The following is a 24,938-nucleotide window of genomic DNA, read 5'->3' as shown; positions in this document are numbered from 1 at the left end:
AGACGCTCGCCAACGCACAATCCGGCTTGGCCAGGTGGCAGTTCCACCCTGTCTGTGATGCCGGAGGTCGATCGAGAGGGGCCACAGCGATGCGGTGGAAGATCCACGGGGAACGTCCGATCTACGAAAACAAGTGGGTGAACCTGTGGCTCACCGACATCGAGACGCCGGACGGGAACCGCTGGGAACACCACGTCGTCAAGCTCCGCCACCTGGCCGTAGCCGCAGTGATCAACGACCGCCAAGAGGTCCTGATGATGTGGCGTCACCGCTTCATCACGGACGCGTGGGCCTGGGAGCTGCCCATGGGCCTGGTCGAGGCGGACGAGACGCCCGGCGAGGCTGCCGCCCGTGAAGTCCTCGAAGAGACTGGCTGGCGTCCAGGCCCGATGAAGCCGCTGATCTACGCCGAACCTGCGAACGGCATCACGGACTCGCAGCACCACCTGTTCCGCGCCGACGGCGCCACGTACGACGGGCCGCCGACCGAGAAGAACGAGTCGGACCGGATCGAGTGGATCCCACTGGCGAGCATCCGGGGCATGATCGACCGCCGCGAGATCGTCAGCAGCGGCTCCCTCGTCGGCCTCCTCTACGTCCTGATGGACGAAGGGGTTCGCTGACCCTGCGAGGGAAGCATCGCTCGTAGGCGTGCCTCGAAGGCGACTGCGGCCGGCACCTCGCGATACGGCGCAAGCTGCTCGTAGAACTCGCGAAGGTGCCCGGTCACCCGCTCGGACGACACGGCTGCGGCGGGCACCAGTGCCTCGATCGCCGTGTGGCACGCCTGGTCGAGCTTGCCCCGCTGGAGCTGCGTACGGGCCAACCAGAAGGCGTGGAACGCCCTACCTCGCTGGTTCGCGGGGTCCTCCCGCTCCAGCGCATCGGCGATCAACGGTTCGGCAATCGCCGCCTCGCCGAGACGGCCGTGCGCAATGCCCGTGTCCACGATGAGCTTCGGCTCGTCGAAGTACGTCACCCATGCCGGGTCCGGGTCGTCCGCCTTGATCCGCCCGTACTGACAATGTGCCTCGGAGATCGCGGTGTGGGTCGCTGTCCGGTCACCCAAGGTCGCGTGGGCGAACGCCTCACGCATGGCCAGCATGGCCCGGACTCTCGGCGTCGTGCCGATGGCCGCTCGGGCCTGGTCTTGGGCGGCAGACACCAGCGCAAGTGCGTCCGCTGGCTTCTCCTGGTAGGTCGCTTGCAGGCTCATGCACGCCAGAACGTTGGCCATGAATGGGTGGTCGTCAATCTCCCGGGCCAGTTGCAGAGCCTCCGAGAAGTACGCGCGGGCCTGGTGGTACTGCCGGGCATCGAAGTACGTCCACCCGATCGTTATCTAGAGTTGTAAATGATCCTGGCAGGTCAACGCGCCGTGTCGGTAGCAGGCACGTAAGGCACGTTGTGTTGTGGTCCCGGAGTGGGGTTAGCACGAAGCTTGCGGCGGGGACGTCGCGCCGTACTGTGAACTGGGGTGCTGGCGTCGCCTTTTGCCCGGTGGGCTACGCTGTGTGGCCATGAATACCGGGACGGCATTGCGCCACACACGGATTGGTGACCCGGTGCTCTTCTGAGCGCCGTACGGGCCGGTGCGGGCCCGCTGTTTGATCGGGGATCTTGCGCTGCTGCGCGAGCTCCGCCTCCGTCGTGTTGATCACAGGCTCAACACATCAACCACGACAGGAGAGTTCATGCCCACCAAGACGCTGCAGATTCCCACCACGGACGGCCAAGCCGACGCCTTCGCCACCTTCCCCGACCGCGGCGAGCGGCACCCAGGGGTGCTGATGTACGCGGACGGCTTCGGCATCCGGCCCCTGCTGCGGGAGATGGCCCGCGAACTGGCCGGGCACGGGTACTACGTACTCGTCCCCAACCTCTTCTACCGACACGGCCCGGCACCGCTGATCGACCTTCCCGAGCACATCGGAGAAGAGGCCCGGCCCGCGCTCATGGCCCAGCTGATGCCGTTGATCGAAGCGCACACCGCCGAACGCGTACTGCGTGACGCCGACGCCTACCTCAGGTTCCTCACCACCCAGCCCGAGGTCGCCGCCGGACCGGTCGCCGTGACCGGCTATTGCATAGGCGGCCTCCTGGCCATGCGCACCGCCGCGGCCCACCCCGACCAGGTGGCCGCCCTCGCCGCATTCCACGGCCCCGTGGGCGTGGACGGGCCGGGTGCCTTCGCCGGGATCACCGCCCAGGTCCACTTCGGCCATGCCGAAAGCGACCTGACGCCCGAAGCCCTCGGCGAGCTCAACCGGGCCCTGGACGCCGCGAAGGTCGACTACACCTCCGAGATCTACCCCGGCACCGTCCACGGGTTCACCATGTCCGACACCGACGCCTTCGACCCCGCCGGACTACAGCGCCACTGGGACCGCCTGCTCCCCCTCCTCGACCGCACACTGGCCAACAGCTACTGACCGAGTGGGGGCCTGACCAGCGTAGAAGGCTGCTGGTCAGGCCCCCGTCGCAGAGGCGGATAGGTGGGTCAGGAATTCTCCGCGCGGATCATTTTGCGCAGACTGCTGCGGGCAGCTGCCAGGTCCTTCTCGAGTTCGTCGACTCGGTCCTTCAACGGCTGAAGCTGGGCGATCTCCTGTTCAAGTCGTCTGTTGGCATTGGTGAGTTCGGAGATGCGGGCGGTCAGTTGCTGGTCGTCGCGATCCTGCTGAAGGAGGAACTGTGCACGGAGCTGACCCCCGCCTTGTCCTCGGCCTACACCGGTCTCGTCACCACCGCGACATCCTGACGGCCGCACTCGACCTCGGCGTCACCGCCCTGGACACTGCGGCTCCCTACTTCAGCTTCCGCTCGCACGTGGCACTGGCCGACACGGCCGCCGATCTCCTGCCGAGGTTCACCCTCTCCACGAAAGTGGGCTTCTCCCCGAGCGCCGGAGGTACTGAGCACTCCCTTGATCCGGTCCGGCTGCGACTGGCCGTCGAGCGGGCGGCCCGGGAACTCGGTAGGGAACCTGACACCGTGCTCCTACACAACCCCGAACGGAGCCTCGCGGGCCTGTCCCCGGCCGATGGCCACGCCCTCCTCGGCAGCGCCTGCACCGCTCTGGCCGACGCCGCCCGCGACGGTCTGTGCCGCGCCTGGGGTGTGGCCTCCTGGGATACCCGGTCGCTCGGCGTGGTCCGGGTGGAGGACCTTCCGTCTCCGGACGTCCTCATGGTCCGGGCCGGGTTCTTCGTGGGCATCGACCTCCTCGACGCCACCACCGTCCTGCGCACCGCCTGGCAGGCGGGCGAGACCTGGGGCATGAGCCCCTTCGGTGGCGGCCACAGGAAGGTGTGGGAGGAGTTCGATCCCCGCCCGTTCCTCCGACCGCCCCACGATGGCTTGTCCCGCGTTCAGGCGGCGTTCCGGACCGCGTTCCACCTGCCCAGCGCCTCCGCGATGGCGGTCGGTACCGACGACCCTGGGCATCTGGCCCAGTTGGTCCAGGCCCTGGGCGCGGAGGTGGACACCGCCGCCGTCAGTCAGTACCTGCGGGCCCTCCATGGACACCGTCAGAGCTGAAGCTCGGCTACCAGGCGCTCGGCCTCTTTCCGGGCTGGGGCCAGCAGCGGATCTTCCTCGTACGCGTAGGGTCCGACGATCTTCGACAGGAAGAACAGCGACATCAGCTTGCCGTCCCGGCTCTCCAAGTCCGCACGCCGCTCCTGGTGGACGCGGTCCGCGAGCCCCGGGACGGCAAGCGCGTTGCCCCACAGCGTTGCGGCGTCCAGGCCCCGGGGCGCCATGCCCCAGTCTTCCCAGTCGATGAGGGAGAACTCCGGTCCCATCACGTTGGCCCAGGTCAGATCCGCATGAGCCGGCGCCCACCGCTCGATCCGCGTATCGGCCACCCCGGGAAAGACCGCCCCGATGGTCTGGGTCACCTGCTCCTGCCTGATCGTCACCGTGTCCGGCGTCGCGATCCGGGGCGTCTGCTGTGAGGCAAGCGCGTCCAGCGAAGCGTTCAGCGCCTCCCACCACTCGTCCGGCAGGCCCGGGTCTTCGAGCACCAGGGCGCCCTTGCCGACAGAGGGCGATGGAATCAGCTCCAGCTCATCCGCGCGCCACATCACCGGCTCGCCCGGCTCGCGCCACGCCACGCCCTGGTACCACTCGGGCATCGCGACCCCTTGCAGCACAGCAGCGGCCTCGGTCCCGTTCCAACCCTGCGGGCCGATCCGCTCGAATCCCCGCCGCTCGATACGCACCCACGTGCCCCGCTCCGTACGGCCCCCCAAGGAACGGCGCTTGCGCACCAGGGCCTCCCGAACCAACCGCACATGCAGGGCCTCTTCCACGCGCTCCAGCAGGTCTTCCACCGGCTGACGGCGGAGATCCACCTGGGCAGCAACGGGCAGGGAACCAGTCATCACGACCTCCTCGGCGAACGGATGACCGTAGCAGGAAGAGGCCCAGCGACACGATTAGTGCGCCATCACATAGCGCATCAACTTCCGCCCCTTTATTGGCCGTTGCAATGACGGCCCCCGCCTCACCCACGCCGGTGGCCGGAGCGGCTTTGGCCGGTGTCCTGTTCGGGTTGGGGTCGGGCATGTTCAGGGGGCCTTACGCTGTCCGGCAACTCGGGCAGGCTTTGATCCTGCCCGGAATTTGATCGAGTGGCCCCCTGGACTTGCCCGACGCGGGCCCCGAGCCGAACAGGTGGGTAAAGCCGTGGAGGCCGCCGGCCCCGGCCCCATGTGGGTGGACAGCAATCCGCGGTGACCTGCGCGGGCTTGGCGTGCGTCCCGCTCTCCTGGCCGTGCTCGCCGCGGGTCAGCCGGTCTGGGTTCTTCCGGGGTCCGGCTGCCCGCTCTTCGGACTTTTGCGGCGCGAGTGGGCGGGGGCCGTCGCAGGCGGTGGCGGAGACATGGAGCCAGCGGCGGCCTGGGGCCGCCGCGCGGCGCGGCCCGCGCCAGCGGGCCGCCTTGATGAAGTACAGAAACTCTGAACAGCTCGCATGCAGCTGAGCTGCGTGTGTTCCGACGCAGAGCATCGCCAGGGCTGGTGCGGCATGCAGGGTCTGGCCAGCGCTCGTGATCTCGGGGCTAGGCAGGACAGAGCTCGCTGGTGAGCCTCACTAGGATGTCTCCGGGGAACACGGATCTCAGTGAGGAGTCATCGTGCGGACACCGCTCTCCTGGCTAGCTGACCGATACACGTGGGGGCCGCAGAGCCTTCGCAGAGCGGCGGCGGCTTCGGTTGCAGCGGCCGTACTGATCATTGTGACCGGTGGAGTGGTGAGGGTCACCGGGTCCGGATTGGGCTGTCCGGAGTGGCCCTCGTGTACCGGCGAGAGTCTCGCGCCCACGGCAGAGATGGGTGTGCACGGTGCGATCGAGTTCGGCAACCGGCTCCTGACCGGTGTCCTGTGCGTGGCGGTCGGCTGGCTCATCATCGCCGCACGCCTGCAGAGTGTTCCGTCGCGAAACGTGCTGCGCGGGGCATGGGCTCAGTTCTGGGTGGTTGTTCTCAATGCCGTAGTCGGCGGCATCACCGTATGGATGCGGCTCAGCCCGTACATCGTTGCCGCGCACTTCCTTGCCGCGTCGCTTCTGCTCGCCACGGCGGTTGTCACGTGGGAACGCGTGCAATGGCAGGAGCGTGGGGTGTCGGCACAAGAGGTCGTGTCCCGGAGGGCCGTGACCTTGAGCCGGCTGCTGCTGGTGGGTGCTGCTGCACTGCTGGTGGTGGGCACTGCGGTGACGGGTTCCGGACCGCATGCCGGTGACTCCTCCGATGTGACTCGGATGCCGTTCGGCTGGGAGAGCGCCACCATCGTGCATGGGGCGATCGCTGTGGCCTGTCTCGTGCTGGGGGTACTGCTGCTCACCGCGTTGCCCGCCGGTTCTTCGGCTCGCCGGCGAACCGGGGTGTTCCTGGCGGTCTTCGCTCTGCAGGGTGCAGTCGGTGTGTTCCAGTCGCTCACCTCATTGCCCTCGGTGGCGGTCGTCCTGCACCTTCTGGGTTCGGCCCTCGTCTGGGCGGGGGCGGTCAGCGTCACCCTCGTGGTGAAGAGGCACTCGACTGCCCGTGCTGCAGTGGGAGATCAGCCCTCTGCGCGGCTTGCCCGGTCCACGATTGCTGCTGACACGTAGAGGGTCAGCGGTCCTGGGGTTCTGCTGTTCAACTTGGTTGCCGCCCGGTGGAACGGGTTGTGCCCGCGGTCCTCGGCGCGCACCTGTTCCTCGTCAGCACTGCTGTGGGCGATGAGGCGAGCCAGGCGTGTGAGGTCCGCCGGGCGTCAAACACTGCCGTCAAGGCATAAGCCAGAGGCCCTGTGGATCACTCCACAGGGCCTCTGGTCTGCTGTGCACTCGGCAGGATTCGAACCTGCAACCTTCTGATCCGTAGTCAGATGCTCTATCCGTTAAGCTACGAGTGCTTGTGCTTCCCGGGCTTTTCTGCCTGGTCGGCGTTGCGAGAACAACATTACATGACCTGCGCCGTAGCGCGAAATCCATTAGCCAAACCTGCCCCGACCTGCGGAAACACCATGATCGGCGGTTGCGTGGGCGTATCGCCGCGCCCGTGCGGGGCGGTCGGCGGACGGCTCGGGTCCGGATGCGGCCGAAGCCCCGCGCCGGCAGGCGGGGACGACGGTCCGTCGGCGGGTGAGGTCCCGGCGCGCGCCAGCGGCCCTCGTCACCACGGACGTTCACGCGGACATTCGCGCGGACATTCACGCGGACATTCACGCGGACATTCACGCGGGCGCCGCCGCGGCGCCGGGGGCGTCAACTTCGGTGGTGGCCGATTCACCCTGAGCAGGGGTGGGCGCACGAGGCGCGGCGAAGGCTTCAGGCCATGACGGGGTGGGCGGGAGAGAACCAGGAGGTGCGTGCGGCGGGCGCGGCGCACCGACGGCGGCGCGGGTGATGGTGTGGCGGGAGTCACCCAGGGGCGGGTTTCACAAACCCGCCGCGCGGGGTTGGCCGAACTGCCCCGTTCATCACTTTACGCGATCACCCGAATGCATTGCGCTACTGAATGCACCGGCTCCGCCACGGCGCGCAGACGTGCGGTCGGACGGCGGAGCGTTCCAGCAGCGTCGACTTGAGGGGAAGAACCTTGTCCACACCTCCTGCTCCGCTCCGGGTTGCCCTGGCCAACGGCAGCTTCGAACAGCCCGTCGTCACCGGTGTGGAGATCCTGCCGGACTCCTCACAGACGCAGGCGCCCAAGCGGGTCCCGGGCTGGCTCACCACCGCCACCGACCACATGATCGAGCTGTGGCACTCGGGCTTCAACGGAGTACCGGCGGCCGACGGCGCCCAGTTCGCCGAGCTCAACGCCAATCAGGTCTCCACGCTCTACCAGGACCTGCCCACCACACCGGGTACGAAGCTGTACTGGCGGCTCTACCACCGCGGCCGCCAGGGGGACGACACCATGGCGCTGGACATCGGCGCGCCGGGCTCCGCGGTGCAGCAGAGACGCTTCACCGACGGCAACACCGCCTGGGGCTACTACACCGGCACCTACACCGTCCCGGCAGGCCAGACGCTGACGCGCTTCGCCTTCCGTTCCGTCTCCGCCGCCGGGGGCAACCAGAGCATCGGCAACTTCCTGGACGGCATCTTCTTCGGCACCGCCCCCTAGCTGGTGCTCACCAAGAGCGCCGCTCCCACGGGACCGCTGGAGGTGGGCGACGTCGTCACCTACCGCATCAATGCCAGGAACGAGGGCGGCGGCGCGGCCGAGAACCTCGTCCTGGCCGACGTCGTCCCGCAGGGCACGACGTATCTGCCCGGTTCCCTGCGTATCGTCGACGGCCCGAACGCCGGCGCGAAGACCGACGCGCAGGGTGACGACCAGGCGTACTACGACGCGCGGGCCGACAAGGTCGCCTTCGAACTCGGCAACATCACCACCGCCGGGGAGGGCGGCAGCCTGCCCAACACCGAGACCCTGCCGGCGGGAACCACGGCCGAATACCGGGTCACCATCGACCGGGCCGCCGGTGGCAAGCAGATCAGGAACACCGCCACCGCCTCCTACGAGAACCGCCTCGGCGATACCCCGGAGCGGCTGACGGCCACCTCCAACGAGCAGATCACGCAGGTCAACCCGGCCGCCGACCTGGCCGTAGTCAAGGCGGCCGACGCGACCACCGTCACCGTCGGCCAGACCGTGACCTACCGCATCAGTGTCCACAACGCCGGCCCGAACCGGGCCACCGGCGTCACCGTCACCGACCGGCTCCCGGACGGTCTCGCCTTCCTGTCCGCCGACGGCCCCGGAAGCTACGACCCGGCCACCGGACGGTGGACCGTGGGCACCCTGGCCGACGGCGCCGGAGCCACCCTCGTGCTGCGGGCCAAGGCCACCGAGGCCGGTCCGATCAGCAACACCGCCACCGTCACCGGCAACGAAAAGGATCCCGACCCCACCAACAACACCGACACCGTCACCATCTGCGTCGAGCCGGCCCCCTCCTGCTGCGACCCCTGCGCCACCCGGAAGTAGCCGGGGACCGGCCCCTGGTCACGTCACCCGTGCGATCAGGCGGGTGAAAACAGCTCTGAGAACTGCTCTGAAAACGACTCAGGGAGTTCAGCCGAGACGGGCTGAACTCCCTGGTCAGAGAGCGGAGGCGGAGGGATTTGAACCCTCGATGGGCTTTAAGACCCAAACCGCATTAGCAGTGCGGCGCCATAGACCGGACTAGGCGACGCCTCCAGCACACCTCGCGCGAGCGCGAGTGGTGCGTGCAGATGATGTCACAGCTGAGTACTGCGTCACCAATCGCTGCCTACGGTACTAGGCAGTCGGGCACGAGGGCAAAGCGCCTGCCGTTGCGCAACGCCGTGGCGCGCGAAGCGTTAGTGAGGACGGAGGCCGTTCGTCCCGCCGAGTCAGTGAGGGCGGAGGCCGTTCGTCCCGCCGAAGTGCCCGAGCACAGGAGCCCGTATGTTGCGCCGTCTCGCCCTCACCGCCGCCGCGTCCCTCGCCGCGCTGACCGCCGCCGCGCCGGCCGCGACCGCGGCCGGCGGATCCTTTCCGCTGCCGCTGCCGCTGCTGTCCGGGGACGACGCCCGTACCCGGCTGACGGTGACGGTCTCGGGTTCGGGGGACCCCGCGGCCGAGGGCGTCTTCGAGCTGGAGTGCGGGCCGACGGGCGGCAGCCACCCGGCGGCGCAGCCGGCCTGCGACCGGCTGGAGGAGCTGGCGCGGGAGGGCGCGGCCCCGTTCGCGCCGGTGCCCCGGGGCGCGATGTGCACCCAGCAGTTCGGGGGTCCGGCCACCGCCCGGGTCACCGGTACCTGGCGCGGACGGGGCATCGACACGGTCTTCCACCGGAGCAACGGCTGCGAGATCTCGCGCTGGAACAATCTGCGGCCCGTGCTCCCCAACGTCCGATGAGCGGGGCTCCGTACCCCTGTCCGGAGCACCGTATGCACAGAACATTGGTGAGAGCTCCCCCGCATCCGCCGACCGACGCCCCTCCCCTGCCTTTAGACTCCTTCCGTGACAGCCCGCGGCCCGAGGGGCAAGATGGGGCCCGCTGTCGGCAAGGTGCGGTAACCAGGGAGGAAGCGTCGTCGTGAGCAGCAGGCCATCCCGAGGCGCTGCTCGCCTCGCAGCAATACTCGATGCACTCCCCGACGGGCTGCTGCTCGTCAACTGCAACGGCACGGTCGTCAACGCCAACACGATCGCCCTCGAAATGTTCGAGACGCCGGGCACCGCACTCGTCGGGCGCGGGCTCCTCGACCTGGTGCCGGAGTTCGACTCCAAGCTGATTCCGGGATCGATGCGCCGTCCCGAGTCCGCCGACGACCGGGTCCGCACGAAGCCGACGCGGATGACCGCGCGGCGCACCGACGGCACCGAGTACCCGGTCGAGGTCACCAGCGCCAGCCTGGAGGACGGGCAGGCCGCGTACAGCGACTTCCAGAGCAGCTACAGCGGCAGCTACACGGGTGACGAGCTGCTGATGCTCGTCGTACGGGACCTGTCGGGCACCGTCGACACCGAGGCCGAACTGGCCCGTTCGCAGCGGCAGACCGAGATGATCCTGCGGGCCGCGGCCGAGGGCGTCGTCGGTACGGACACCGACGGCCGGGTCGTCCTGGTCAACCCCGCCGCCGCGCAGATTCTCGGCTTCCGCGCCAGCGATCTGGGCGGCCAGGAGCTGCATCCGCTGATCCTGCACTCGCGGGCGGAGGGCGAGCCGTTCCCGTACGAGGAGTCGCCGCTCGCCGACACCCTCAGGTCCGGCCGCAAGCACCGGGTGCGCGGGCAGGTGCTGTGGTCCAAGAGCGGTGCGCAGGTGCCGGTCGACCTGACCACCGCCCCGGTCCGGGACGGGGACCAGCTGGTCGGTGCCGTCATGACGTTCACCGACCGCAGGCCGTACGAGGAGCTCGGCGAGCAGCACACGGCCGAGGTCGCCGAACTGACCGCGAGCCACACCGCCGAGGTCACCGAGCTGACGGAACGGCACAGCGCGGAACTGGCCGACCGGGCCGAGCGCTACACCGCCGAACTGGAAGCGCAGGCCGAGCAGCTGGCCGCGCTGACCGCCCGGCACGCCCAGCTCACCGCCGTTCTCGGCGAGTCGCTGCGCGGGCCGCTGGAGGAGCTGCGCGGCGAACTCTCCACGCTCGCCGCCGACCCGGCCGGCCAGCTGTGGCCGGAGGCCAACCAGATCCTGCACCACCTGGCCGCGGGCTATGCCCGGATGACCACGCTCGTCGACAACGTGCTCGGCTACCAGCGCCTGGACGCCGGCTCGGAGGACCTGGTCAAGGCGAACGTGCTGCTCGACTCGGTCGTGACGGCCGGTATCGACGCGTCCGTCGAGCTGATCGGTCCCGGGCGCGCCCAGTTCGCGGTGCACGCGCCGCCGATCGAGGCCGAGGTGGACGCGGCCCGGCTGGTGACCGCGCTCGCCCATCTGGTCGCGGATGTCGCCGGGGTCGACTCGACCGGCAAGGCCCGCGTGGTGCCCGGCGGCGGCTACGTCGACTCGACGGTCGTCGTCGCGGCGGCGCAGCGCGGTGAGGTCGTACGGATCGAGGTGCGTGGGCCGTTCGCCGGGGGAGACCCGGTGCACGAGCCGATCGTGCGCGGGATCGTGCGGGCGCACGGCGGTGTGCTCCAGACGCACGAGGTGCCGGGGATGAGCGGCAGCGCGTACGTGCTCGAAGTGCCGTTGGGCGCGGGCTCGGGAACGGTGATGCCACCGGCGCCCGGGGCGGAGCCCGAACCGGAGCCGGGTCCGGGGCCGGGTCCGGGGCCGGAGTCGGAGCCGGTGGCCGGTCAGGGCGGTCCGGGCGGCGGACGGCGGCGGGCGCGGCGGGCGTCCACGGACGCGTTCCTGGAGAGCCCCGTGGGCGGTTCCGGGGCGGGTTCCGGAGCGGGGACCGACGACGGTTCCGGTGACCGTTCCGGTGACGGTGACACCGCGGCGGCCGAGCCGACGGGGCGGCGCCGGGCGCGCCGTGACCCCGCGGCGCAGGGCGCGCGGGAGACGCAGGGCGCGCACGACATGATTCCCGTCCAGCAGGGCGAGGGCTCGGGGCGCAGGCGGGGGCGGCCGAGCCCGGCCGAGACCGGTGCTCAGCATGCGCTTCCGGCTCAGCTGTCCCAGCTGCCCGAGCAGGGCCGGGGACAGGGCCAGGGGCCCGGAGAACCCGCTGCCGAGCAGCAGCAGGGGACGGGGCAGGCGCTGGCGCTGCCCGCGGCTTCCGCACCGTCCGAGGGGGCGGTGGTGACGGCTGCCGAGGGCGCTCAGGGTGGCGGTGGCCGTTCGCAGCGTGGCCAGACCGTGCCGCCGCAGGGTGTTCCGGTCGAGGCGCCGGTGCCGGTGCCGACGGGTGGGCACCGGGCGCGCCAGGGCGGCGAGAACCAGTTGGCCCTGCCGGCTTCTCCCGCTGCTTCTTCCGCGGCTTCTTCCGCTGCTTCTTCCGCGGCTTCTCCCGCTGCTTCTTCCGCGGCTTCTTCCGCGGCTTCTACCTCCCCCTCCCCCTCTCCCTCCGCTTCCAAGGGCCTCCCGCAGGCTGGGGACAGGGCTGGGGCCGGGACCGGGGCCGGGACCGCCGCGGCGCCCCAGCCGACCGGGCGGCGGGCGCGGCGGGCCCTGGCGGCCGCGCAGGAGCGGTCGGCCCAGGCCGAGCCGACCGGGCCCCGTACCCCGTTCGCCCTCCCGCCGGCGGATGCCGACCGGACCCCGGCCCCGGCCGCCGCCGACGCGGACGCCTCGCTGCCCGGACGCCACGACGCCGTTCGCATCGCGCCGGACGAGGACCACACCCCGCCCCAGGCGCACCCCGTACCGACCGGGCGGCGCCGGGCGCGTCATGCGGACGCTCCCCAGCAGGCCGACGCCCCTCAGCAGGCCGACGTTCCCCAGCCGGCCGTGCGGGCCGACGGCCGGCCCGGCGAGCAGGCCGTCGATCAGCCCGCCGCCCGGCCGGGCGGCGAACCGGACTGGCCCGAGGCCGGACACACGACGCACGCCACCGGCACCACGGCCGTCGCGGGCGCCGCCGACGCCACCGGCATCGCGGAGAGCCGTCCCCAGAACGCCGCGCCCGGCCCGGACGCGCGCAGGCAGCCGCTGCCCGCGGAGGCTCCGGTGCCCGGCGGTTCGTCGGACTCGACGCAGGGCCGCGCGTTCAGCGTGCGGACGCTCGGTCAGGGCGTGCCGTTCGCCCAGCACATCGCGCATCAGCAGAACCAGACGCTCGGCGGAGCCGGACGGCGCCGTAAGCTCGCCGCCCCGCCGGAGGACGAACACGCCCCGCAGGCCGCACTGCCGCAGTCCGCGCCGTCCCCGTCCGCGCCGTCTCCGTCGGGCGCCGGGCAGGGCCCGAACCCGGGTTCGGGGCAGTTGCTCTCCACGCCGGAGGCCGAAGGACGCGCGTACGCCATAGGCGCGCCCGACGAGGGCGCCGAGGGTCCGGAGCCGCTGGACGGTCCGGGTGGCGCGGTCGAGGTCGCCAACCGCCCGTCGCCGCAGCCGGTCGACGACGAGCTGCCCCCCGAGCCGCTGGACAACCCGCGGCGGCTGCTCGTCTGGCCCGCGCCCGACGTCTCCACCCAGCAGGCGCTGAGCGACCGCGGCTACCGGCCGGTGATCGTGCATTCGCGCGAGGAGGTCGACGCCCAGATCGCGGCGTTCCCCGCCGCGCTCTTCGTCGACCCGCTCACCGGTCCCATCACCCGCAAGGCGCTCCAGTCGCTGCGTCAGGCGGCGGTGGCGGCCGAGGTCCCCGTACTGGTGACGGCCGGTCTGGGGCAGGCGTCGCGGGAGGCGGCGTACGGTGCCGACCCGGCCGTGCTCCTGAAGGCACTCGCCCCGCGCGACAGCGAACAGCATCCGCCGCGGGTGCTGTTGATCGAGGAGCACGAGGAGATCGCGCTGGCGCTGACGGAGACGTTGGAGCGCCGCGGCATGCAGGTTGCGCGGGCCTCCACCGACAACGAGGCGGTGGCGCTCGCCACCCGGATGCGGCCCAATCTGGTGGTGATGGACCTGATGCAGGTGCGCCGCCGCCGGGCCGGGATCGTCGACTGGCTGCGAGCCAACGGCCAGTTGAACCGGACCCCGCTGGTCGTCTACACCTCCGCCGACATGGCCGGGACGGAGCTGCCGAAGCTCAGCTCGGGCGAGACCGTGCTCTTCCTGGCCGAGCGCTCCACCAGCGAGGAGGTGCAGTCGCGCATCGTCGACCTGCTCGCGAAGATCGGCACGAACTGACCGGCGGACAAGGGCAGATGACGACGAGGGCGGTACGGGATCTCCCGTACCGCCCTCGTCGTACTCCCCGACCCGGCCCGACCTGCCCCGACCCGGCCCCGCCTGGCCCGACCTGGCCCGACCCGACCCGACCCGGCCCCGCCTGGCCCGGTCAGAGCCGGGTGATGTCCAGCTCGCCCTCCGCGTACTGCTTGCGGATCACCTTCTTGTCGAACTTGCCGACGCTCGTCTTCGGCACCGCCGGAATGATCGTCCAGCGCTCCGGCAGCTGCCACTTGGCGATGCCGGACTCGGCGAGAAAGCCCTTCAGCGCCTCGTAGTCGGCCATGGCCCCGTCCTTGAGCACGACGGTGGCGAGCGGACGCTCGCCCCACTTCTCGTCCGGGACGGCGACGACCGCCGCCTCGGCCACGTCCGGGTGCGCCATGAGGGCGTTCTCCAGCTCGACACTGGAGATCCATTCGCCGCCGGACTTGATGACGTCCTTGGCCCGGTCGGTCAGGGTGAGGAATCCGTCGTCGCTGATCACACCGACGTCACCGGTCTTCAGCCAGCCGTCCTCGCTGAACTTGTCCCCGGGGCGCAGGGCCTCGCCGTCCGCACCCCCGTAGTACGCCCCGGCGATCCAGGGGCCACGCACCTCCAGCTCACCGGCCGACTCGTTGTCCCACGGCAGCAGCTCGCCGCCGGGGCCGATCAGGCGTGCCTCGACGCCGGCCGGGAAGCGGCCCTGGGTGACGCGGTAGGGCCACTCCTCTTCCCCGGTCAGCCCGGCGGGCGGGTTGGCCATGGTGCCGAGCGGTGAGGTCTCCGTCATGCCCCAGGCGTGGCAGAGGCGGACGCCGAGCTTGTCGTACGCCTCCATGAGGGAGGGCGGGCAGGCGGCGCCGCCGATGGTGACGCGGGCCATGGAGCTGAGGTCGCGCGGGTTGGCGATGACCTCGGCGAGCAGCCCCTGCCAGATGGTGGGCACCGCGGCGGCGTGGGTCGGCTTCTCGCGCTCGATCATGTCGGCGAGCGGGACGGGCTGCAGGAACCGGTCCGGCATGAGCATGTTGATGCCGGACATGAACGTCGCGTGCGGCAGACCCCATGCGTTCACGTGGAACTGCGGGACGACCACCAGCGTGGTGTCCTTGTCGGTCAGGCCCATCGACTCGGCCATGTTGACCTGCATGGAGTGCAGGTAGATGGAGCGGTGGGAGTAGACGACGCCCTTGGGATCGCCGGTGGTGCCGGAGGTGTAGCACATGGCGGCGGCCTGGCGTTCGTCGAGCTCGGGCCAGTCGTAGCTGGTCGGACGGCCGGCGATCAGTTCCTCGTACTCGTGCACCCGGGGCGCCGCGCCGTCCAGGACGGAACGGTCGCCCGGCCCCGTGACGATCACGTGCTCGATCGACGTCAGATGGGGCAGGAGCGGCGCGAGCAGCGGCAGCAGGGAGCCGTTGACGATGACGACCTTGTCGTCGGCGTGCTTGACGATCCAGATCAACTGCTCGGCGGGGAGGCGGAGGTTGAGGGTGTGGAGGACCGCGCCCATCGAGGGGATCGCGAGATACGCCTCGACGTGTTCGGCGTTGTTCCACATGAGGGTGCTTATGCGCTGGTCGCCGTCGACACCGAGCTCGTCGCGCAGCGCGTTCGCCAGCTGGGTGGCCCGCCGGCCGATCTCGGCGAAGCTGCGCCGCTGCGGCTCGGGCTCGCCGGTCCAGGTCGTGACCTGCGACTTCCCGTGATTGGTCATCCCATGTTCGAGGATGCGGGTGACAGTCAGCGGTACGTCCTGCATGGTGCTCAGCACGGCGTCCTCCCGGTGGGCGCTACGCGGCAGTAGGGTTCCGCTGATTCTGCTCACATACCATTCGGTATGTCACTACTCCGGGCGTACGAATCGGCGCCGATCGGCAACATCACACCCCCTGGCACCGTCACACCGGCGGCACGGTCACACCGGCCGGCACCCTCACATCCGCCGGCGCCGTCACACCCGCCCGGCACCATCACACCGGCCGACGTCGTCGCACCCGCCGCGCACCGTCACACCGCCGGCACCATCACACCCGCCGACACCCTCACACCCGCCCGGCTCGGCGTCAGCGGACCGGAGCCAGCTCCGGATCCTCCCTGAGCTTGCCGAGCGCGCGCGACACCGCGCTCTTCACGGTGCCGACGGACACCCCGAGCACCTCGGCCGTCTGGGCCTCACTCAGGTCCTCGTAGTACCGCAGGACCACCATCGCCCGCTGCCGGTCGGGAAGCTTCAGCACGGCACGCCACATCGCGTCGTGCAGCGTCTGGTGCTCGGCCGGGTCGGGGGCCCCGGGGGCCTCCTGCTCGGGCAGTTCGTCGCAGGCGAACTCGTCGACCTTGCGCTTGCGCCACTGCGAGGTCCGGGTGTTCAGCAGTGCTCGGCGGACATAGCCGTCGAGTGCCCGGTGGTCCTCGATCCGTTCCCAGGCGACATACGTCTTGGTGAGCGCGGTCTGCAGCAGGTCCTCGGCGTCGCTCGGGTTCGCGGTGAGCGAGCGGGCGGCGCGCAGCAGAACGGGTCCCCGTGCCCGTACGAACGAGGAGAACGACGGATACGGGGCGTACGGAGCCCGTGAGGCGTACGAAGGGCGCGAGGCGAACGGCGCGTGCGCTGCCTGCGCTGCGTGCGACGTGTGCGTCCCGTGCGCCGTGTACGTCCCGTGCGAGCTGTGCGGGATGTGTCCGGTGATGGCAGCTCCCCCGGAGGTGCCCGTGCAGACTGGCGTGGTCATGGCTCCACGCTAGGAGCGGGCACCGCCCCGGGGATCGGCCCCAGGTCCCGAAACGGCGTCCGTCTCAGGGTGTAGGGGTAGGGCCTGTTCCACCTCCTGTAGGTGGAGTCGTCGTCGTCAGGGCTCAGGGTCGGCCGCCGGGTCAGTCGTCCGCGCCCAGTATCAGCCCCGAGGTGGGCACGCCGGTGCCTGCCGTGACCAGGGTGCGGGCCACCCCGGACACCTGGTTCACCGACGAGCCCCGGATCTGCCGGACCGCCTCCGCGATGCCGTTCATCCCGTGCAGGTACGCCTCCCCCAGCTGGCCGCCGTGCGTGTTCAGGGGCAGCGCGTCGGCCGCGACGAAATCGGCCGCCTCGCCCGGTGCGCAGAAGCCGAACTCCTCCAGCTGCATCAGGACGAACGGGGTGAAGTGGTCGTAGAGGATGCCCACATCGATGTCGGCGGGGGAGAGGCCGGAGTTCCGCCACAACTGCCGGGCGACCACCCTCGTCTCCGGCAGCCCGGTGAGACCGTCGCGGTAGAAGCTGGTCATCTGCTCCTGCGCCCGCCCGGCCCCCTGGGCGGCGGCGACGATCACGGCGGGCGGCTGCGGCAGATCCCGGGCCCGCTCCGCGCTGGTGACGACGATCGCCTGCCCGCCGTCGGTCTCCTGGCAGCAGTCGAGCAGCCGCAGCGGTTCGACGATCCACCGCGACGCGGCATGGTCGGCCAGGGTGATCGGCTTCCCGAAGAAGTACGCCGCGGGGTTCCGGGCGGCATGGCGGCGGTCGGTGACGGCGACATGGCCGAAGGCGTCCGGCGTCAGGTTGTACGCGTGCAGATAGCGCTGGGCGGCCATGGCGACCCAGGAGGCCGGCGTGAGCAGCCCGAAGGGGAGGTTCCAGCCGAGCGCCGTGCCCTCCGCGGTGGGCTCCCGCTGCTGCACTCCGGAGCCGAATCTGCGCCCGGAGCGTTCGTTGAACGCGCGGTAGCAGACCACGACGTCCGCCGCCCCGCTCGCCACGGCCAGGGCCGCCTGCTGGACGGTGGCGCAGGCCGCCCCGCCGCCGTAGTGGACGCGGGAGAAGAACGACAGCTCACCGATACCGGCCGCCTGGGCGACGGTGATCTCGGGGCTGGTGTCCATGGTGAAGGTGACCAGGCCGTCGACGTCGGCGGGCGTCAGTCCGGCGTCGTCGAGGGCGGCCCGCACCGCCTCGACGGCCAGTCTGAGCTCGCTGCGCCCGGAGTCCTTGGAGAACTCGGTCGCCCCGATCCCCACGACCGCTGCCCTGCCGCCGAGCGAGTCGGCCCTGCGCAGGCTCATGCCGCCCCCTCCGGAACGCCGACGGTCACGGTGCCGGTGACATGCCTGCCGAGACCGTTGGTCCCGACGACCTTCACCTCGGCCGTCCCGTCCTCCCCGAGGGCGGTGACCGTGCCGCTCAGGACCATGGTGTCCCCCGGGTAGTTGGGCGCGCCCAGCCTGATGGCGACCTTGCGGAGCACGGCCGACGGGCCGAAGCGGTCGGTGACGTACCGGCCGACCAGGCCGTTGGTCGTCAGGATGTTCATGAAGATGTCCGGGGAGCCCTTCTCCCGGGCGAGTTCCGCGTCGTGGTGCACGTCCTGGTAGTCGCGGGAGGCAATGGCACCCGCCACGATCAGGGTGCGGGTCACCGCGATCTCCAGCGGCGCCAGCTCCTCACCGACCTTCACTCCGGTCCCTCCTTCACCACCGACCTTCACTCCGGCTCCTCCTTCACCACCGACCTTCACTCCGGTCCCTCCTTCACCACCGACCTTCACTCCGGTCCCTCCTTCACCAGCAACCCGCCGAGCTCCTGAAGCACTTCGCTGCCGCACCCCAGGTAGGCGTCGAGCTGACGGCCCCAGAGGAAGTGACGGTGTACGGGGTGGTCGAGGTCCGCGCCCGTTCCGCCGTGCAGATGCTGTCCGGCGTGCACCACCCGCTTTCCGGCCTCCGACGCCCACCAGGCGGCGGTCAGCGCCTGAGGTCCGTACGGCAGTCCCGTGTCATACCGCCAGGCCGCCTCGTACGCGGTGACGCGGATCGCCTCGGTGTCCATATGGGCGTCGGCGGCGCGCAGCAGTACCGCCTGCTTGGTGGAGAGCGGCCGCCCGAACTGCTCCCGGGTGTTGGTGTGGGCGACGGCACGGGCGAGCGAACCGGCGCACACCCCGGCCTGCAGTCCGGCGAACGCGATCCGGCTCGCGGCCAGCACCGCCTCGTACGCCCCGGCGCCCACGACGCCCAGCCCCCCGCGTGCGCCAGCGCGTGACTCTCTGTGCGCTCCGGCGCCCACGACACCCGGCCCCCCGCGTGCTCCGGCTCCGACGATGCCCGTGCGCCGCTCCTCAGGCGCCCCTTCACCACCGAGCCGCTCCCCTCTCGCCCCGTCCAGGACGAGCCGCGCGGCCGACCACGGCGCCGTGGTCTCGACCGGCTCGGTCCCCACACCCGGATCACCGATCCGTACGATCCACAGCCCCCGGTCCGAGTCCGCGACGAGGACGAGGGACGCGTCCCGCAGCCACGGCACGTACGGCACGCTGCCGCTCAGCCGTCCCTCGTCGTCCGCCCGCATCCCCCCGCGCGCCGGGAACGCCCCGGTGGCGACGGCCGTGCCGTCCCGCAGCGGAGGCAGCAGCCGCTCCCGCTGCTCGTCCGTACCGTGCGCGGCGACGGCGAGCAGCCCGTACACACAGCTCGCCGCGAACGGCACCTGCGCCGTCGTCCGGCCCTGCTCCTCCAGCAGGAGCACCAGGCCCAGTAGCCCGATCTCCTCGACCGCCGCGGTCAGTCCGGCCGCGCACAGCTCCTTCCACAGCTCGGCGTCCGTCCCCGTGCCTGCCCCGGCCAGCCGCTCGTGCGTCGACAGATCCCCGAAGATCCGCGCGGCCAGCCCCTGCGCCGCGGTCTGTTCCTCAGTGGGCGCGAAATCCATGTCAGCCCTCGCCTCCCCGGAAGACCGGAAGCTCCAACTCCGGGTCCGTACGGAGGAATTCCAGCCGCACCGGCATTCCCGCCCGCACCTTGTCGTACGGCACCCCGATCACATTGCTCACCATCCGCACCCCCTCCGCCAGCTCGATCAGCGCCACCGCGTACGGACCGCCACCGTCAAAGGCGCTGAACGCGGGAAAGGGCGGGTGGTGCATCACCACATGGCTGAAGACGGTGCCCTCGCCACTCGCCTCGACCGTGTCCCATTCCTGGCTGCCGCACCCGTTGCAGCCGGGCAGCCAGGGAAAGCGCAGCGTCGCGCACGCGCCGCACCGCTGGATCAGCAGCCTGTGCTCGGCGACGCCCTGCCAGAACCCGGCGTTGTCCCGGTTGATCACCGGCCTCGGGCGCAGGCTCCGTCCGCCGGGCCGCGCCGCCCGCTTCACCGCTGCCGGCGCGTACTTGAGGATCCGGAAGCGGTGCGTCCCGGCGGGCTCCCCCTCCGCGCGGACATCCATCCGGGTCGTCACGAAGTAGCCCGTCCCCAGCTTGGTCGTCTTGCGCTCCGAGACGGACTCGATCACCGCGTCGAACGTGATCCGGTCGCCCGGCCGCAGCGGCCGCAGGTACTCCTGCTCGCAGTCGGTCGCGACCACCGAGGTGCAGCCCGCGCCGTCGAGCAGCCCGAACAGTTCCTCGTACGCGTCGGAGCGGTCGGTGTGCCCCGACAGACCGCCCATCGTCCACGCCTGCAGCATCGTCGGCGGAGCGATCGCGTCCGGACCCGTGTAGGCGGGGGCGGTGTCCCCCATCGCCTCGCACCAGTGCCTGATCATCGGCTCGTTGACCGGATCCTTGCCGACGCCCGCGGTCGCGGCGGGCCGCCCCTCGAACGCCTTGAGCCGCTCATACAACTCGTCGCGCGCTTCCCGTCCCCCCTGCTCCTCCCGTCCCCCCTGCTCCTCCCGTCCTCTCCGCGTTTCTCGTCCCTCCCTCGCTTCCCGTTCCTCCAACTCTTCCCGCCGTTCCCGCGCGCCCGTCACCGCTTGCCCCTCTTCATCCCGAGCCGCATGGTCGCGACGATCTCCCGCTGCACCTCGCTCACTCCGCCCCCAAAGGTGTTGATCTGCGCAGCCCTGTTCATCCGCTCCAGCTCCCCGTCCCCGAAGGAGCCGGGCGAACCGCCCCGGATCGTTCCGGCCTCACCCGTGATCTCCTGGCAGATCCGGTACACCTCGACGGCGCTCTCGGTTCCCACGAACTTCACGCCGCTCGCCTCGCCGGGGGCCAGCGCACCCGCGCCGACATCCCCCACCAGGCGCCAGTTGAGCAGGCGCGTCGCCGCCAGCCGGGCGTATGCCTCGGCCAGCCGGCTCCGCACCCAGGGCTCGTCGACCGGACGTCGGCCCGTGACCGGGTCGGGGGTGCGGGCGAAGGCGCGTGCCGCCTCGTAGAAGTCCTCGGCCTGCATTCCTATGGCGGCGAGAGCCACCCGTTCATGGTTCAGCTGGTTGGTGATCAGCCCCCAGCCGCCGTTCTCCGCACCGACCAGACGGGTCAGGGGCACCCTTATGCCGTCGTAGTACGTGGACGTCGTGGTCAGTCCGCCCACGGTCTCGATCGGCGTCCAGGAGAACCCGGGGGCGTCCGTCGGGACCAGGATGATCGAGATGCCCTGATGCTTGGGCGCATCCGGGTCCGTACGGCAGGCCAGCCAGATCCAGTCCGCGTGCTGCGCGTTGCTGGTGAAGATCTTCTGCCCGTCGATCACCCAGGAGTCGCCGTCCCGCACGGCCCTGGTGCGCAGCGCCGCGAGGTCCGTACCGGCCTCCGGCTCGCTGTACCCGATGGCGAAGACGAGGTCGCCGCTGAGGATCCTGGGCAGGAAGTACGCCTTCTGCTCGTCGGTCCCGTATTTCATCAGCGTCGGGCCGACGGTGTTGAGGGTGACCATCGAGACGGGCGCCCCCGCCCGGTAGGCCTCGTCGAAGAAGACGAACTGCTCGTCGGCTCCGCGGCCCTGGCCGCCGTATTCGACGGGCCAGCCGAGCCCGAGCATTCCGTCGGCACCGATCCGGCGGAGCAGTTGCCGTTGCCCGGCCGGGTCCTCGGCCCCGGGCGGCCCCGTTCTCGCGTCCCTCCTGGGCATCACCTTGCGGAAGTACGTACGGAGTTCGGCGCGCAGCTGTTGCTGTCGCTCCGTCTGGGCGAGGTGCACGGCGGCTGCCTCCCGGACACGGGCATACGGACACGGGCGTACGGACACGGACACGGGCTCAAGGTTTCTGACTGTCCGTCAGATACGTACGCGCTGTCAAGGTCGGCGACAACCCGGCACGACCACCGACACCACGAGAAGCAGCCTGCACACGACCACCGGCACCACACGAAGCGGCCTGCGCATGGGTACCGGAGCACCCTCGCGCAGGCCGCTGTTCAACCAGCCGCGGACCAACCCCCCGACCGGGCCGAGGCCGGCCCCGGCTCAGCAGAGATGGGTGAAGTTCACGGCGAGATTCTCGTTGTGCTGATCGATCGGAGTGATCGCCGAGCCGTTCACCTGGGCCGAGTTGCTCTGGTTCGACGCTCCGGAGCCGACGGCCTGCTGCTGCGACGTGGACTCATTGCCGGAGTTGATGCCGCCGGCGCCGCTGCCGCCGGCCGTGGCAACAGCCGCGTTCGATCCGTCGTTCGCGAACGAGCCGTTGTCGGCCTGGGCCACGCCGCCGAAGAGAGCGGCGGCGAGAGGCAGGGCTGCGACAGCGGCGAGGGCACGAGCGGTACGGATGCTTGCCATGTCAATTCCTCCAGGAACCGAAAGTCCGGCTTGTTCCGGGGCAGCTGGCCGACCGCCCCGGCTTGGTCACGACGTCGCGACACCAGGGCTGCCCACCGAATCCGCGGCGAACCACCCGGGCAATCCGATTCCCCCGCACGCATGAGGAACGTCCGGTAAACCCTCTCGCGCCCCAGAACCCCAGCCCGCACCCCTTCTGCGCCCCCTCCCACCACCTCCGCCCCGCTCGATCCCGCACCCCCCAAGAGAAGAAGCGTTCCGGCACCCGCGCGCGCCGACACTCGCCCTCTTTCCTTCTTCGAACGTATGTACGAAAATAGAACCATGGCCACCACCGACCGGCAGACCGCCACCCTGGCCCTGGCCCACGCGCTCGCCGCCGCCGAGCGCGGGCTTCCCGTCATCCCGCTCTCCGCCGGAAAGCTCCCCGCCCTGCCCTCTCCGCACCGGAACGAAGTCCGGCCGGTCGCCTGCCGGGGCGCTTGCGGCCTTCCCGGTCACGGCGTCCACGACGCCACCACGAACCCCGCCGCCGTGCGCGCCCTCTTCGCCGCCGCCCCCTGGGCCACCGGCTATGGCATCGCCTGCGGCCGCCCCCCGCACTACCTCATCGGCATCGACCTGGACGTCGACACCACCGGCAGGAACGACTCCGCCGCATCCCTGCGGCAGCTCGCCCTGCACCACCTGTTCACCATCCCGCCGACCGTCACGGTGCTCACACCCAGCGGCGGCCGCCACATCTGGCTGACCGGGCCGCCCGGCGTCTCCGTCCCGAACTCCGCGAGCCGCCTCGCCCCCGGCATCGACGTACGGGGCGCCGGCGGCTACCTGGTCGGCCCCGGCTCCGTCACCGCCCGTGGCACGTACCGGCTCGCCCCGGGCACCGCCGCCCTCCCGCCGGCCCCCTGCCCCCGCGCACTCCTCCACCTGCTCAGGCCCCCCGCGCGCCCTCACCGCCCCGCTCCCCGGCCCGATCAGGGCCGAGGACTGGTCCGGTTCGTCCTCGCGGCACACGAGGGCCGGCGCAACACACGGCTCTTCTGGGCAGCCTGCCGCGCCTATGAACACGGTTTCGGCGACGCCCTGGCGGACGCCCTCACCCACGCCGCCGTCCGCACCGGCCTCACCGAACGCGAGGCCCGCGCCACCATCGCCTCGGCAGCCCGCCTCACCACGGGCCACGGGAACGGGAACGGGAAGGGACCCGGGACGGCCCCGTACGGGCCATCGGACCCGGCAACGTGACAGGGCACCGAGATTGGCCGCTTTTGGTCTCTCGTGGAACGGAGAACGCGCGTACTTAATGGTCCCCACACCGGCGCTGTGCCGCATACGTACGGGGGAACGCGTGGAGAACACCGGAACCGCAGGACACTCACTGCCCGCACCACCACCGCCACCACCGCCGACCGGAACCGGCGTCGACCTCAGGGTCAGCAGACGGCTGCTGTGGGTGGGCGAGGCCGCCTATCCCCTGCACAACATCACCCGGGTCCACACCTTCGTGCTCAGGCCCAAGCGCATGGAAGCCTTCACCAGCTTCCTGAAATGGCTCGGCATCACGTTCGTGGCGTTCGTCCTGCTCCAGATGACCAGCAAGGACTCCGCGTACGACGACGGGAGCGCGAACGGCTCCTCCAGGGCGCTGTTGCTGCTCGCCGTCGCGGTCGCGATCGGTCTGGTCGTCCACCTCGTGAAGGAACTGTCGGCGTCGTCCGAACACGTACTGGCCGTCGAGACCTCCAGCACCTCAACCGCCCTGGTGACGCTGCCCAATCCGGACCAGCTGCGCCAGCTGGTCGTGTACCTCGTCAATGCCATCGAGAACCCGGAGGCCGAGTTCCAGGTGCGCGTGGAGCGCGTGCTGGTCAATCCGAAGAACTACCACTTCGGCGACAACGTGAACATGTACGGCGGTCTGTTCAATACAGGGGTGAGCAAGTGAGCAGCGGCAACTCCTACCACTACGGCAACAACATCCACGGCGACAACGTCAATATGTACGGCGGATCGGGCAACAGGGGCATCGTCAAGCACCAGTCCCCGGCTCTGCCGGAGGCGATCGGCGAGCTGGTGCGGCTCCTCCAGGAGCTGCGCGGTGAGCTCGCGCCCGCGAGCGCCCAGGTCATCGACGACTCCCTGCCCGCGATCACCCCACACACGAACGCGCCGCAGGAGCGGCACCGCGCCCTGATCGCCGTGGCGACCATCGCCGCGACCGTCGGAGCGCTCGGCCAGCCGGTCGCCGACGCGGTCGACAAGGTCCTGGGGCTCCTGGGCGCCCAGTAGGCAACGCCCCCGCACCCCGGACCGTTCAAAACGGCCCCGTAAACGCACAGGCCGGACAACGTGTGGACCACGGACCCCATGAGGAAGGGGCGCCCCTGAACGGGACGCCCCTTCCGGTCGGCGCATTCGCCGACCTGCCGCGGTGGGTGTGGGATTTGAACCCACGGTGACATCGCTGCCACGACGGTTTTCAAGACCGTGGCGCCTACACCCCATATGGGCAGGTGAGCGGCTATCCGCGATTCTTCCGAATGCCCGCTGGCCCACACATGGCCCATGAGCAGCCAAGCCGCGTATGAGGTCCCTAAGAGTTCCAGGCCCAGCCGTCACTTCGCAGCGTGGCTGCACGGGGTGCCTCTTGGTAATCTGTCGCGCAATCTGGGGGTGGTGTGGACATGGCATGGGCAC

At 70.6% G+C, this 24,938-nt stretch carries 18 protein-coding genes, 2 tRNA genes and 2 pseudogenes; 10 read left to right on the top strand and 12 right to left on the bottom strand.

Annotation, left to right across the window (positions count from 1 at the left end; genetic code table 11):
- Window positions 1–89 precede the first annotated feature (89 nt).
- On the top strand, window positions 90–623 hold the full coding sequence (locus ACIOMQ_RS08270; RefSeq protein ID WP_401755080.1) for an NUDIX hydrolase: 534 nt from the start codon (window positions 90–92) through the stop codon (window positions 621–623).
- Here the strand turns inward: ACIOMQ_RS08270 and ACIOMQ_RS08265 are convergent.
- Window positions 593–1,333 (bottom strand): annotated as a pseudogene (locus ACIOMQ_RS08265) (hypothetical protein); the annotation flags it as partial. The gene ACIOMQ_RS08270 and the pseudogene ACIOMQ_RS08265 sit on opposite strands and share 31 nt — an antisense overlap.
- Before the next feature lie 361 nt (window positions 1,334–1,694).
- On the opposite strand from ACIOMQ_RS08265, the gene ACIOMQ_RS08260 reads away from it, so the two are divergent.
- Together ACIOMQ_RS08260 and ACIOMQ_RS08255 are read left to right on the top strand one after the other, a co-directional pair.
- Window positions 1,695–2,432, top strand: coding sequence for a dienelactone hydrolase family protein (locus ACIOMQ_RS08260; protein WP_362201488.1), 738 nt, complete (start codon window positions 1,695–1,697; stop codon window positions 2,430–2,432).
- A gap of 262 nt (window positions 2,433–2,694) precedes the next feature.
- A complete protein-coding gene (locus tag ACIOMQ_RS08255; RefSeq protein WP_362201491.1) occupies window positions 2,695–3,540 on the top strand; it encodes an aldo/keto reductase in 846 nt (281 codons plus the stop codon).
- Here the strand turns inward: ACIOMQ_RS08255 and ACIOMQ_RS08250 are convergent.
- Complete coding sequence (locus tag ACIOMQ_RS08250; RefSeq protein WP_402188251.1) at window positions 3,531–4,388, bottom strand: hypothetical protein; 858 nt, start codon at window positions 4,386–4,388, stop codon at window positions 3,531–3,533. The genes ACIOMQ_RS08255 and ACIOMQ_RS08250 overlap by 10 nt on opposite strands.
- Before the next feature lie 753 nt (window positions 4,389–5,141).
- Between ACIOMQ_RS08250 and ACIOMQ_RS08245 the strand changes: the two genes are divergently transcribed.
- A complete protein-coding gene (locus ACIOMQ_RS08245; protein ID WP_362201497.1) occupies window positions 5,142–6,116 on the top strand; it encodes a COX15/CtaA family protein in 975 nt (324 codons plus the stop codon).
- 214 nt (window positions 6,117–6,330) lie between these two features.
- Here the strand turns inward: ACIOMQ_RS08245 and ACIOMQ_RS08240 are convergent.
- Window positions 6,331–6,403 (bottom strand) — tRNA-Arg (locus ACIOMQ_RS08240).
- 686 nt (window positions 6,404–7,089) lie between these two features.
- On the opposite strand from ACIOMQ_RS08240, the pseudogene ACIOMQ_RS08235 reads away from it, so the two are divergent.
- Window positions 7,090–8,487: pseudogene (locus ACIOMQ_RS08235) on the top strand (hypothetical protein).
- A 122-nt stretch (window positions 8,488–8,609) separates the two neighbouring features.
- Here ACIOMQ_RS08235 and ACIOMQ_RS08230 read toward each other — a convergent pair.
- Window positions 8,610–8,700, bottom strand: a tRNA-Ser gene (locus tag ACIOMQ_RS08230).
- Window positions 8,701–8,931: 231 nt separating this feature from the next.
- On the opposite strand from ACIOMQ_RS08230, the gene ACIOMQ_RS08225 reads away from it, so the two are divergent.
- Both ACIOMQ_RS08225 and ACIOMQ_RS08220 read left to right on the top strand, forming a co-directional pair.
- Complete coding sequence (locus tag ACIOMQ_RS08225; RefSeq protein ID WP_401261896.1) at window positions 8,932–9,384, top strand: SSI family serine proteinase inhibitor; 453 nt, start codon at window positions 8,932–8,934, stop codon at window positions 9,382–9,384.
- A 181-nt stretch (window positions 9,385–9,565) separates the two neighbouring features.
- Window positions 9,566–13,729 carry a PAS domain-containing protein gene (locus ACIOMQ_RS08220; RefSeq protein WP_402188249.1) on the top strand — a complete coding sequence of 1,388 codons (4,164 nt, stop codon included), beginning with the start codon at window positions 9,566–9,568 and terminating at the stop codon, window positions 13,727–13,729.
- Window positions 13,730–13,880: 151 nt separating this feature from the next.
- Here the strand turns inward: ACIOMQ_RS08220 and ACIOMQ_RS08215 are convergent, their stop codons facing one another.
- The 8 genes from ACIOMQ_RS08215 to ACIOMQ_RS08180 form a co-directional block, all read right to left on the bottom strand.
- Entirely contained in the window at window positions 13,881–15,530 is a 1,650-nt protein-coding gene (locus tag ACIOMQ_RS08215) for a long-chain fatty acid--CoA ligase (RefSeq protein WP_362201510.1), read from the bottom strand.
- Between the two features lie 292 nt (window positions 15,531–15,822).
- Complete coding sequence (locus ACIOMQ_RS08210) at window positions 15,823–16,491, bottom strand: SigE family RNA polymerase sigma factor (RefSeq protein ID WP_362201513.1); 669 nt, start codon at window positions 16,489–16,491, stop codon at window positions 15,823–15,825.
- Between the two features lie 142 nt (window positions 16,492–16,633).
- Complete coding sequence (locus tag ACIOMQ_RS08205; protein WP_362201516.1) at window positions 16,634–17,800, bottom strand: lipid-transfer protein; 1,167 nt, start codon at window positions 17,798–17,800, stop codon at window positions 16,634–16,636.
- On the bottom strand, window positions 17,797–18,192 hold the full coding sequence (locus ACIOMQ_RS08200; RefSeq protein ID WP_362201519.1) for a MaoC family dehydratase: 396 nt from the start codon (window positions 18,190–18,192) through the stop codon (window positions 17,797–17,799). Before ACIOMQ_RS08200 ends, ACIOMQ_RS08205 begins: the two co-directional genes overlap by 4 nt.
- Before the next feature lie 86 nt (window positions 18,193–18,278).
- Entirely contained in the window at window positions 18,279–19,442 is a 1,164-nt protein-coding gene (locus ACIOMQ_RS08195) for an acyl-CoA dehydrogenase family protein (protein WP_402188247.1), read from the bottom strand.
- Between the two features lies 1 nt (window position 19,443).
- Window positions 19,444–20,355: a bifunctional MaoC family dehydratase N-terminal/OB-fold nucleic acid binding domain-containing protein gene (locus tag ACIOMQ_RS08190; RefSeq protein ID WP_402188245.1), complete on the bottom strand. Its 912-nt coding sequence runs from the start codon at window positions 20,353–20,355 to the stop codon at window positions 19,444–19,446.
- Window positions 20,356–20,480: 125 nt separating this feature from the next.
- Window positions 20,481–21,659 (bottom strand): acyl-CoA dehydrogenase family protein, encoded by a 1,179-nt coding sequence (locus tag ACIOMQ_RS08185; RefSeq protein ID WP_401755063.1) that lies wholly within the window; start codon window positions 21,657–21,659, stop codon window positions 20,481–20,483.
- Between the two features lie 267 nt (window positions 21,660–21,926).
- Entirely contained in the window at window positions 21,927–22,238 is a 312-nt protein-coding gene (locus ACIOMQ_RS08180) for a hypothetical protein (RefSeq protein WP_362201531.1), read from the bottom strand.
- 324 nt (window positions 22,239–22,562) lie between these two features.
- On the opposite strand from ACIOMQ_RS08180, the gene ACIOMQ_RS08175 reads away from it, so the two are divergent.
- The 3 genes from ACIOMQ_RS08175 to ACIOMQ_RS08165 all read left to right on the top strand — a co-directional run bounded on the left by ACIOMQ_RS08175 (window position 22,563) and on the right by ACIOMQ_RS08165 (window position 24,530).
- Window positions 22,563–23,486 (top strand): bifunctional DNA primase/polymerase, encoded by a 924-nt coding sequence (locus ACIOMQ_RS08175; RefSeq protein ID WP_362201534.1) that lies wholly within the window; start codon window positions 22,563–22,565, stop codon window positions 23,484–23,486.
- A 103-nt stretch (window positions 23,487–23,589) separates the two neighbouring features.
- Entirely contained in the window at window positions 23,590–24,186 is a 597-nt protein-coding gene (locus ACIOMQ_RS08170; protein ID WP_362201537.1) for a DUF6232 family protein, read from the top strand.
- Window positions 24,183–24,530: a hypothetical protein gene (locus ACIOMQ_RS08165; RefSeq protein WP_401755057.1), complete on the top strand. Its 348-nt coding sequence runs from the start codon at window positions 24,183–24,185 to the stop codon at window positions 24,528–24,530. Before ACIOMQ_RS08170 ends, ACIOMQ_RS08165 begins: the two co-directional genes overlap by 4 nt.
- Window positions 24,531–24,938 lie beyond the last annotated feature (408 nt).

Origin of the sequence: Streptomyces sp. NPDC087845, from assembly GCF_044742755.1 — a bacterium.
GTDB lineage: Bacteria > Actinomycetota > Actinomycetes > Streptomycetales > Streptomycetaceae > Streptomyces.
The sequence above is the reverse complement of the archived record's forward strand: the minus strand, read 5'-3'. Positions and strand labels throughout refer to the sequence as shown.

Excerpts from the sequence above, each read along its gene's own strand:
- ACIOMQ_RS08210 (WP_362201513.1), bottom strand. The coding sequence starts at position 16,491 with ATGACCACGCCAGTCTGCACGGGCACCTCCGGGGGAGCTGCCATCACC.
- ACIOMQ_RS08180 (WP_362201531.1), bottom strand. The coding sequence starts at position 22,238 with ATGGCAAGCATCCGTACCGCTCGTGCCCTCGCCGCTGTCGCAGCCCTG.
- ACIOMQ_RS08175 (WP_362201534.1), top strand. The coding sequence starts at position 22,563 with ATGGCCACCACCGACCGGCAGACCGCCACCCTGGCCCTGGCCCACGCG.
- ACIOMQ_RS08250 (WP_402188251.1), bottom strand. The coding sequence starts at position 4,388 with ATGACTGGTTCCCTGCCCGTTGCTGCCCAGGTGGATCTCCGCCGTCAG.
- ACIOMQ_RS08270 (WP_401755080.1), top strand. The coding sequence starts at position 90 with ATGCGGTGGAAGATCCACGGGGAACGTCCGATCTACGAAAACAAGTGG.
- ACIOMQ_RS08225 (WP_401261896.1), top strand. The coding sequence starts at position 8,932 with ATGTTGCGCCGTCTCGCCCTCACCGCCGCCGCGTCCCTCGCCGCGCTG.
- ACIOMQ_RS08195 (WP_402188247.1), bottom strand. The coding sequence starts at position 19,442 with ATGGATTTCGCGCCCACTGAGGAACAGACCGCGGCGCAGGGGCTGGCC.
- ACIOMQ_RS08205 (WP_362201516.1), bottom strand. The coding sequence starts at position 17,800 with ATGAGCCTGCGCAGGGCCGACTCGCTCGGCGGCAGGGCAGCGGTCGTG.
- ACIOMQ_RS08260 (WP_362201488.1), top strand. The coding sequence starts at position 1,695 with ATGCCCACCAAGACGCTGCAGATTCCCACCACGGACGGCCAAGCCGAC.